Below are 9,507 nucleotides of genomic sequence, written 5' to 3'. Positions count from 1 at the left end.
GCAGACTTCTGCCCCGCGACCAACCATCCAACACCAATTGCTCTTCCGCTGATAATCCGATAGCCGCCGCTGTCCTGCTCACGGCCCATCATACAATACCCCATACTATAAGTCAAGATATTTAGGACGCAGTACACTAGCATCTAGCTTCTCGCGTCTGACTTCGCCTCTCGGCCTAATCCTGCCTTCGCTCCGCCCCCTCTACGCTTGTCCCATTCCCTCGTCCGCCGTCCGCTCCGGTCCGCGGTTTTGCCTTTTGGCTTTTGCCTTTTGACTTGCTCCTTCGGTTCCTGTGATCTAGCTTCTGGCTTCTGACCTCGTCTGCTTGACTTCTCTTCCGCGCGTAATATCCTAGAGCCTCCATGGGAGCCTCTTCTCCCGCACTGGTGGCCGACCTTGTCGAACGGTTCTCCCGCGACCGCAAGGTCTTCCTGTCCGCTGACTACAAAGAAGAGCAACTCCGCCTATCTTCCGGTCCGAGTCTGTCCATTCGTCATTCGTCCTTCGTCATTCGGACTTCGCCTCATGAGTCCCTCGGCTGGGACGTCGCCAACAAGGCCGGCCTGACTGAGGTCTTCAAGCCCGTCATGCACGAAGAGTCAAGATTGCGGACGTCGGCGCCCCGACTGAGGCCAGCCTTGATAGCAGACCGAATGTGAGTATAACATAGTACCATGGCTCCAAGATCAAGGCTCACAATCGACCTGCTCGTTGAAGAGGCTCGGAGCTTCTGTCAGAGTGAATCGAAGGTCCTGATTCCATCGTTGTACGGAGTCACCGACGGCAAGGCAGTCGGTACGTTCATCGAGCACAAGTTCCAGGACCGGCTTTCGGCTAAGTACGAATGCGACGTCGGATCCTCCGCCAATGGCATCGACTTGCCGTCAGATGCGCTAAACGCGGATATCAAAGTGACTTCTCTGAAGCAGCCGCAGTCATCCTGCCCATTCAAGAACGCACGGCAGAAGATATTCGGCTTGGGCTACAACTTGCTCGTATTCGTGTACAAGAAGACGGACCATCGCAGACGGAGAGCCGCGCAGCTCAACTTCGTGAGTTGCTCGTTCATTCATGCCCACCGCACGGCCGACTACCAGACAACGAAGGCGCTCAGGCAGATGCATGAGAACCACGCGAACGCTGAAGAGGTAATAGCGTACCTCAATGACCGCAATCTTCCGGCGGACGAGATCACCATGGCCAAGCTAGCGGAGGAAATACTATCGTCGCCGCCGAACCAGGGCTATCTCACCATATCCAACGCCTTGCAGTGGCGGCTGCAGTACTCACGCGTCGTCGAGTTGGCAGAATCAGTCGAGGGTATTGTCCCAATCATCCGAGACCCCGAGAAGCAGTAGTGTGAGATCGGCGATCAGCCGGCTGAGCCCTCAGACCGCCGACATCTTGGAGGACAGATTTCGCCACACCGGCAGCTGTGAGCAGGCGAACGAGATTCTGGAACGCCTAACAGGGATTGTGGACTTCTTCGCGAACCAGTCGGAGTATGAGCAATGCGTCGAGTTGCTCCTAAGAAGAGATTCCGTCGCCGCGGAGCACGATAGACGGGAATACGGAGACTTCCAGACTCCTCTTCCGCTGGCCGATGCGATCTGTGTGGGTCTGACACGAGAACGCGTCGCTCCCCACGTGCTCATCGAACCCACCTTTGGTCGGGGCAGCTTCCTCCTCTCGGCGCTGCAGCGGTTCTCCGCATTGCGGGACGTTCATGGCGTCGAGATACACGAACCTTACTGCTGGCAGACCAAGTTTGCCCTCGTCGAACTATTCAGCGCGAGGCCGTCCCTCCACAGGCCGCGCATACACCTTCACCGTGCTGACGTATTCAAGTTTGACTTCGCGGCAATCGCCGACACCCTGGGCGTCCAAGACTCAGTCCTAGTACTGGGCAATCCGCCATGGGTCACCAACTCCGAATTGGGCAGCATCGGCTCCAGAAATCTCCCGAGAAAGAGCAACCTCAAGTCACTGAAGGGACTGGATGCCATCACTGGTAGAGGTAACTTTGACATAGGCGAGTACATCATCCTGGAGATGCTCGACGCGTTCTCGCGGCAGAAGGGCTGGCTAGCGATGCTTGCCAAGAACGCAGTGATCCGAAACGTCGTGTACGACCTGCCTAGGACCAGGTATCCCCTAAGCGAACTTTCATCTCGTCGGATAGACGCGCAGTCGCACTTCGGTGCTTCGGTCGAAGCCTCGCTCTTCACGTGTCGCCTTCGAGCAGATGCTCAGTCACCTATCTGCAGAGTGTCTTCTTTGGGCTGTCCTGACGAGACGGACAGGACGTTCGGCTGGCTGGATGGGCGATTCGTAGCCGACGCTGTCGGATACCAGAAATGCCGTCGTTACGATGGCGCGTCGCCCTTTGTGTGGCGTCAAGGCATCAAACACGATTGCTCCCGCATCATGGAACTCCGGGCGCACAAAGGCCGGTATGTTAACGGCCTTGGGACGGAACTTGACGTAGAGCCTGACCTCGTGTTCGGACTGCTCAAGAGTTCCGACCTGAGCACCCCAATTGCGGCGAAGCCCGAGCGGTTCCTGATAGTGACGCAGATGAGGATCGGTGAGGACACTGGACACCTGGCAAAGGACTATCCCAAGTTGCACGGCTACCTATCGGCAAACGCAACGGCGTTCTCTCAAAGGAAGTCCAGCATCTACCGGGACAAGCCGCCATTCTCAATCTTCGGGGTCGGGGATTACTCCTTCAAACCCTACAAAGTCGCGATCTCTGGACTGTACAGACGCTCAGGTTTCACGCTGGTCCTGCCTTGCGACGGGAGACCGACCATGCTCGACGACACGTGCTACTTCATCGGCTTCAGTCGGAAGTCCGATGCAGTCTTTGCGTGGCTCCTGCTCAACAGCGAACCGGTGCAGCGCCTATTGCGCTCTCTCGTCTTCCTTGATGCTAAGCGTCCCTACACGAAGGACGTGTTGATGCGCATAGCACTTGACCGGGTCGTTGCGGACACGACACTGCCGGCTATTCTACGACAGGCCAGCCATTTCGCGACAGGCCTCTTGCCGAGGCTGTCCGAGGATGATTGGCAGTCTTTCAGGGCCGTCGTGGAAGCTAATGGTCGTACCGAGAGTGCAAGAGACCTCTTCGACTCGGCATCTGTGAATGCTGGTGCATAGCAGCAATCGCCCGGTGCCGTGACCCGACACGAGCAAGTGACCCGGCAGCGCACCACAGAGCTGCATCGGTCGCTGGATTGGCAACTCTACAGCAAGATCGAAAAGACCCTCATCGACTTCTGTCTGACAGATCTGGATGAACTCAACGGTCTCCTTGAAACGGCACTTGAAACCCGGCTGCAGAGCAAACTCGCCGAGGTCGCCAATCAAGGGAGGCCAGCTCGCCCCGCGAAGCTCTCTTTGCGGGACCGTAAGATGCGTAGACGGATTGCGCACGCCGTCTTCGCTAGTATGTCTCGCCAAGCACTATTCTTGATCTGCTATGCCCGCATGGAGTCCGCACTGGACGACCTATGCAACCGGGCGTATGACCGTTATGGACTGCCGGTTTCGCCGCAGGACATGAAGGGCAAAGGCCTGCCGCGTGCAAGAGAGTACCTCTCGAAGGTGGTCGGTCTGCGGCTCCCAACCGATTCCCGGGCTTGGCCCATCATCCGGAACCTGGGCAATGTAAGGAACGCAATTGCGCACGCTGGTGGTAGGACCTCGGAAGAGCAAGAGCGCACAGTCATCGCTGAACTCACGCGGTCTCGGCCCGGTTGTATCAGGGCAGGTGTATTTGGCACGGTTGAACTGGACTCTACCTTCGTGCCCTTTGTCATACAGACATTCAGGTCGTTTCTCGGCGAGCTATGCGAGAGCAACATCGATGTGCAGGACTGAAAGCGCGCATCGTTCTCATCGGCAAGACAGCCAGGCACTTCCTGATTTCGTGGCGGCGGGAGAGCACGGCATGACAAGATGGTCGAACTGGTGGAGCGGATGCTCGACTTGCACAAGCAGTTGCCCAAGGCCAAGACCCCGCACGAACATGAATCCCTCAAACGCACCATCGCCGCCACCGACAAGTCCATCGACGCGCTGGTGCATGAGTTATACGGGCTGACGGAAGAGCAGGTCAAGATTGTGGAAGGTGCGATTCGTTGACCCGAGAATGCGCCGATCGTCCGGGAGACCCCAATGGGGCATGGGCCGAAGGTCGTCAGTGAAGCCCATACAGGAGGTGGCACGATGATGGAATTACTGAGCTTGATGGTCTCGAAGGTCATAGACATAGTGGTATCTAACGCTCACGTCAAACGAGACAAGCCAGGCCCCATGCGGATGTATGAGCTCTACCTTTCTCTTCGGGAAATGTTGAAGGGAGCAAGGTTCGTTGTGAAGAAAATTGAGGAGGCCATGGAGGAGCGTGATGACGCCAAGGGCATAGCCTTCGCGATCAAGCGTCAAGCGGAGGCTCTAGACAATTTCTCGGGCAATCTCTGGGGGATCGTGTACCATCTGAGAATCTTTGACCCCGGAACTGGGTCGGAACTCTGTGATGTCCTTGGCAGCAAGTTTGTCGCGCTTGGCCTCTGGTGTGACGTACTCGACCAGAACAGAGTACGCGTGCCGAAGCTACGCCGTACGCTCCCCGAGTTGGGCAAGCAGGTTCGTGAGTTCATGCCCGAGTCCGACTGTTATGCCGATCTGGAGAAGAAGGGTGTCATACAAACACAGACGTTCGATCTGCAGAAGAGATCCGACCTTCAGCAATTGCGAAGTCAGGCGCTTGAGAACATCGCTAAGATGGAATCAGCGCTAGCACGTTTGGCAGACTCCATCCGCGAGAACTGCGAGATGAAAGACCTGTTTGTGAACACAACTACGTTTGAGTGGCGCCGGTGATGTCCTACTGCTCTCTGCCTAGCGCGGCCCGATGGGATGGTCGAGCCAGTCGAAACAATGCTGAAGCTGCACAGGGACTTGCCCCAGGCCAAGACGCCGCATGAGCAGGAATCCATCCAACGCCAGATGACAGCCACGGATGAGCGGATAGACCAGCTTGTGTACGAGCTGTACGAACTGAGGGAAGAGGAAGTCCGAGCGATCGAGGGGCGCCAGTGAAGCAGGTCATCGACCAGCAGGCCGACTTCACAATCCCCCGCACTGAGTTAGAGCGGCTCCGCTTCGTTGAGAACGCCGTAACCCATGGTAGGTCGGTGTACAGTGGGGCTGTCTATCTCGAAGATCAGCGGAAGTTCCAGGTCTACGTCCCGGTCGGCAATGGCAAGATGGGAATGTTTGAGGGCAAGCCCGTTGAAGGAGTGTATTGGAGCAAGACGTGCGTAGATACATCGACCGACTGCCACGTAGAGTTACTGCACCTTCTGGCCAATCAGCTGACGATCCGCAGAGTGGTTCACTCACTCCGGGCCATGGAGTGCGACATCATCAACATGGCGTGTGTGCTCGCCAAGTTCTTGATGTACTTCGAATGGCACCAGCGGGGTCAGGCCGGCCGGTACGAGACGTCTAAGTTCTATGTCACTGAAACTGAGTACTTCATGGGACTGACGCTCTCGTTCTACGGACTTCTGTACGATGTGCTGAACGACGTCTTGGATGCCTGCAGGAAACCTCGGCTGCCGAACAGCCTCGGCAAAGTGTTGGACAGAGGCATAGAGGTCCTAGTTGAGGAACGAGGATTGCCACGGGTGATGGCCACGTTTCTTGCTGACATCCAGCAACCCTTCGCGGGCTGCCGGAAACTAAGAAACGACATCTACCACCATGGCAAAACGGCAGAGACGGTCTATGTTACCGACAGAGGGCCCGGCATAGGCACCGACCGACCACCGTTCATATGCTTTCACGATTACCTGTCTGCTGATGTTGCCTACAACGCCGCACTGCTACCGAATGAAATCGGTTCGCTGTTCTACCTGGTCTCCAAGCTCGTTGCCTGCTCTCTGGGCGCTGGCGACGCTTTAGCGAAACTCCTCACTTCTGCATTCGACCTGCCTCCTCCTATTACGAACAGTTATCGGCTGTTTCTCCGAAGCCCGCTAGTTGTCCATCTGAACGCACTCGACAGATACCTTGGCAACGTCTGGATTCCAACAGCAAGTATCACGTGAAGGGAGCACTATGTCATTTGATGTTCTTCAAGTAGGCGGAGAAGCCAAGAATAAGGTTGTCGTTGCGTTGGAGCACCTGACTGGGATAGGCGGCCCCGCTCATCCCGTGCTATCCATCCCCTTCAAGACCGCACTGCGTCCACTTGGGAAGACCGGAGCTTCCTACACCATCTTGTCTGCCGATGGCAGTCTGTATATCGGCGCCGCTGCGGTCGAGGGCCATTGCGACTTACGTGTGACCAACGTACGAGCTCACGACTACGAGACGGAATTCAGCGCGCACTTCCCGTTGGACCGACTGGAACTAGAGCAAATCGAGAAGGTCAGGGCCGGAGGTGACGTAAAGGCACGGTGCGACCTGAGGTTCACGGTCGCGCTGAGCCATGACCTTGATATCGGTAAGCCTGAGGGCCCGCAGCCCTTCGTCACTAGTTACGAGTCTGCGTTTGTGCAGCTCGAATTCACTATACCCCATTCGACTTGGACAAACAGAGTGCTGGCAGGTTTCGGCCATGGCCGCATCCAACTGCTGGAGGTGCCGGTGCCTGCCAAGCATGCTCCCGAGGTCTTCGCCGGAGCCGTGGCAGAGCTAGCACAAGCCCGAGCCTACTATCTGGATGCCGACTATGAGAAGGTCATGTCGCACTGCCGCAAGTCGCTAGAATCGATCCTGATCGTATTGAAGCCGGACCTAAGCGGGCTGGACAAGCCCGGCTTCGGCCAGAAGCTGGCGAGGACGCTTGAGCAGCATCTGAGCCAACAGCTATCCGAATCTAAACGCGCTTCTATGCATGGAACTGCAACTGCGATCTGGAACCTGACCAGCATCTCTACCCATCATCTTGGTGGTCCTGAGTACTTCGACAGGGCCGATGCCGAGGCCACGATGCTGCACTGTAGCGCACTTCTCGCGCACGTCGGACACGCCATCAGACGCAAAGAAGACAGCGAGAAGTAGAGAATCAGTCTTTGGATTACCGACGGTGGGATCTTGCTCGGCTCTGGTCTCGGTCAAACGGCAAATGCGCGTTCCCCGACTGCCCTGTAGACTTGACCGACGAGCTACCTGGCGCCAATGTTGGCAACATCTGCCACATCATCGCTCGGAGGGAAGGTGGCCCAAGATGGTCGAGTGATTATCCTGCTGAGAAGTTGAACGGCTATGAGAACTTGCTGCTCCTTTGCCCAAGTCACCACGCGCTTGTGGACCTACCTACCTCACATTACACAGCTGATGACCTAAGAAAGATGAAAGCCGATCACGAGAATTGGGTCAGCTCGCGTCTTTCGATCGGCAGAGCTTGGCGATGCAACGTCGAACAACTCTACTACGTGAACGTACCAAGGCTAGCGATGCTGGCGGCTGTCGGTGGTGTTATCATTGATCCGGACGTCATACCTAGGATGTCCTGCCTCCATGACCTAGGCATAGAGCTTGCTAGGCCGCTTGTGGTATTCGAACGCGTTGTCAGCGAACTCGCTCCGGCGGCGATCACCTTCAGCGCTGGTCTCACGCCAAGCGCCGCCCTCGTCGGAACGTCGTGCAGCTTCTCGTGTAGCTTCCGTACGAAGCACTTTCCTTACCTAGATGACTTCCGCACCGGCAAGTTCAAGATGCGGGGAGATGTCGCCCGTGACCCATGCGTCCACGCCAGGCTAGGGCCGAACACACTACATTTGTCCATTGATCCTCGCTGGGTCACTACGACGACATCTTTTTCGACCTTCAAAGAAGGCTGGGGTAGGTTCGCGGGCCTCGCCACAGTGAAATCTGTCGATGCCAGCACGCGGATGATCTATGCTTCGCCAATGTTCGTCGGCATTCCGAAGCCCCAGCAGCACAATGGAGAACCATGAACGGGATTCGGTGGACAGTAAATGATTATTGACACGGCTGAGCCGACGGCTAACAGCCTGCGGCCGACAGCTAGCGGGCATGGACTTCCGTTCATCCGGTCTTAGAATCCAGCCCATGAAGGCGCAAGGAGTGACCCAGCAATGCTAAAGAGAGATTCAGTGGCGGAGAGTGCAGACCGAACCTTGAAGTCCACTGCCCGTGCATTCCATCTAACCAACGAGTTCGGGGAAGAAGGTCCTGCTCAGCTTGCCGCACTCCTTACCGTTTCCTCCAGCACGGTCGCATGGGGCCCTGTCTATCCCTTGATAAAGAAGGCCTTCGACGACAACCGAAGCCTACTCAGCCCGAAGGGCTTCCTTCGACTACTGGAGCAAGAGGATGGTCCCCTGAAGGTCATGGCCAGGCGGGACTGGCTCATGGACAAGAGCTTCAGACAACACCACAATTGGGAACCCGCGCGATCATGGGATAAGAACTTCGACACTGAGATAATGAAGATCGCCGAGTATGACAAGACACACAAGGACCTTGTCAACCGCCGAGTGATAATCGCCGAAGAAGACCAAGGGTGGAAACTTGCAGAGGAGCGACTTGAAGGCCCCGATCGCCACAAGCTTGTGCGAAGGTTGCGAGCCCTTTTCACTACAGGCCGCCTTCCGCCCAGGATATTGAGAAGAGCAATCGTGAGTGAGGCGGAACGCGGCCGGCGTCCTGAGAAGTCGATCCTCCGCGATATCCTTGATCACCAAGAGGCGATTAAGGAGAGCGGGGCTAGCACGACTTCCATGGACCCGGTGTATGCAGTATTCGTGCAGGACCTCGCGCGGATGGGCGTAAGCCTGGACCTCCCGACCATCCCCGTTGGGAAAGACCGGGCTCGGTGCGTGAACCTCGATGAAGTCGTCGAAGTGATCTACAGCCTGACCCCCATCACGAATGAGAAACGGTACCTACACTTCGTGCGTTCTCCCGAGCGGCGTCGAGCCTTTCGCGAACTCTGCTACCTTCCACTCAACGTACAGCTGCGAAGCGAATTGAAGCGACGCCTGAGCGAAGTCGCGCGCAAAAGTCCTCTTCATATGGAACTTCTTGAGGCGATTCTACCTGGGATTCTCTCCAAAGACCTGATCACGGTCTCCCTTGCCTTGTATGCGGTAGCATCGATGGTGAACTCCGCTACTGCGCGGCCAATGGGAGTGCTGCCTCTGTGTTTGCCCTTCGTGCCCCCTGCGGCCCGAATTGCCAGCGTTGCCTTCAAGCGGTTAGGGCTCGTGCCTAGAGATCAGAGGCCCGGGGAACAGGACCTGGAATGTTTGTACCACCTGTGCCTAGGGACGGGACGACCTACGTCGTACCAGACAGAACGGATCATGCAGTGCCTGCGTAATCCCGGAGACGTGGTAATTCCGGAGACGTGACAAAAGACTCTTGATGCGTCAGGAATTCGGGGGGGGCACAGTAAATGACTATTGACACGGCGAGGGTCGTTGGCTCCGGCAGCCCCTGTCTGACAGCGCATCGCTG

The 9,507-nt window shown here is 56.8% G+C and carries 11 protein-coding genes; all 11 read left to right on the top strand.

Annotated elements, in window-relative coordinates; translation table 11 throughout:
* Positions 1-362: 362 nt before the first annotated feature.
* The 11 genes from VMH22_06515 (at position 363) to VMH22_06465 (ending at position 9,401) form a co-directional block, all read left to right on the top strand.
* Positions 363-659 (top strand): hypothetical protein, encoded by a 297-nt coding sequence (locus tag VMH22_06515; protein ID HTW91346.1) that lies wholly within the window; start codon positions 363-365, stop codon positions 657-659.
* Between the two features lie 15 nt (positions 660-674).
* Complete coding sequence (locus VMH22_06510) at positions 675-1,358, top strand: restriction endonuclease (GenBank protein HTW91345.1); 684 nt, start codon at positions 675-677, stop codon at positions 1,356-1,358.
* 1 nt (position 1,359) lies between these two features.
* Positions 1,360-3,165, top strand: a complete 1,806-nt coding sequence (locus VMH22_06505) for a hypothetical protein (GenBank protein HTW91344.1) — start codon at positions 1,360-1,362, stop codon at positions 3,163-3,165.
* An 18-nt stretch (positions 3,166-3,183) separates the two neighbouring features.
* Positions 3,184-3,888: a hypothetical protein gene (locus tag VMH22_06500; protein HTW91343.1), complete on the top strand. Its 705-nt coding sequence runs from the start codon at positions 3,184-3,186 to the stop codon at positions 3,886-3,888.
* 78 nt (positions 3,889-3,966) lie between these two features.
* Positions 3,967-4,152, top strand: coding sequence for a hypothetical protein (locus VMH22_06495; GenBank protein ID HTW91342.1), 186 nt, complete (start codon positions 3,967-3,969; stop codon positions 4,150-4,152).
* An 84-nt stretch (positions 4,153-4,236) separates the two neighbouring features.
* A complete protein-coding gene (locus tag VMH22_06490) occupies positions 4,237-4,893 on the top strand; it encodes a hypothetical protein (GenBank protein ID HTW91341.1) in 657 nt (218 codons plus the stop codon).
* Between the two features lie 57 nt (positions 4,894-4,950).
* Positions 4,951-5,112 (top strand): hypothetical protein, encoded by a 162-nt coding sequence (locus VMH22_06485; protein ID HTW91340.1) that lies wholly within the window; start codon positions 4,951-4,953, stop codon positions 5,110-5,112.
* The gene (locus VMH22_06480; protein ID HTW91339.1) at positions 5,109-6,125 is read left to right on the top strand and encodes a hypothetical protein; all 1,017 of its coding nucleotides are present in this window, start codon (positions 5,109-5,111) and stop codon (positions 6,123-6,125) included. The genes VMH22_06485 and VMH22_06480 overlap by 4 nt, the downstream gene beginning before the upstream one ends.
* A 106-nt stretch (positions 6,126-6,231) precedes the next feature.
* Positions 6,232-7,083, top strand: a complete 852-nt coding sequence (locus VMH22_06475; GenBank protein HTW91338.1) for a hypothetical protein — start codon at positions 6,232-6,234, stop codon at positions 7,081-7,083.
* A 290-nt stretch (positions 7,084-7,373) separates the two neighbouring features.
* Entirely contained in the window at positions 7,374-7,982 is a 609-nt protein-coding gene (locus tag VMH22_06470) for a hypothetical protein (GenBank protein HTW91337.1), read from the top strand.
* Between the two features lie 141 nt (positions 7,983-8,123).
* Positions 8,124-9,401, top strand: coding sequence for a hypothetical protein (locus tag VMH22_06465; GenBank protein HTW91336.1), 1,278 nt, complete (start codon positions 8,124-8,126; stop codon positions 9,399-9,401).
* Positions 9,402-9,507: the final 106 nt, after the last annotated feature.

Source organism: bacterium (assembly GCA_035505375.1).
Lineage (GTDB): Bacteria > Hydrothermota > Tepidihabitantia > Tepidihabitantales > Tepidihabitantaceae > UBA2258.
This window is presented reverse-complemented; position numbering and strand designations above follow the sequence as displayed.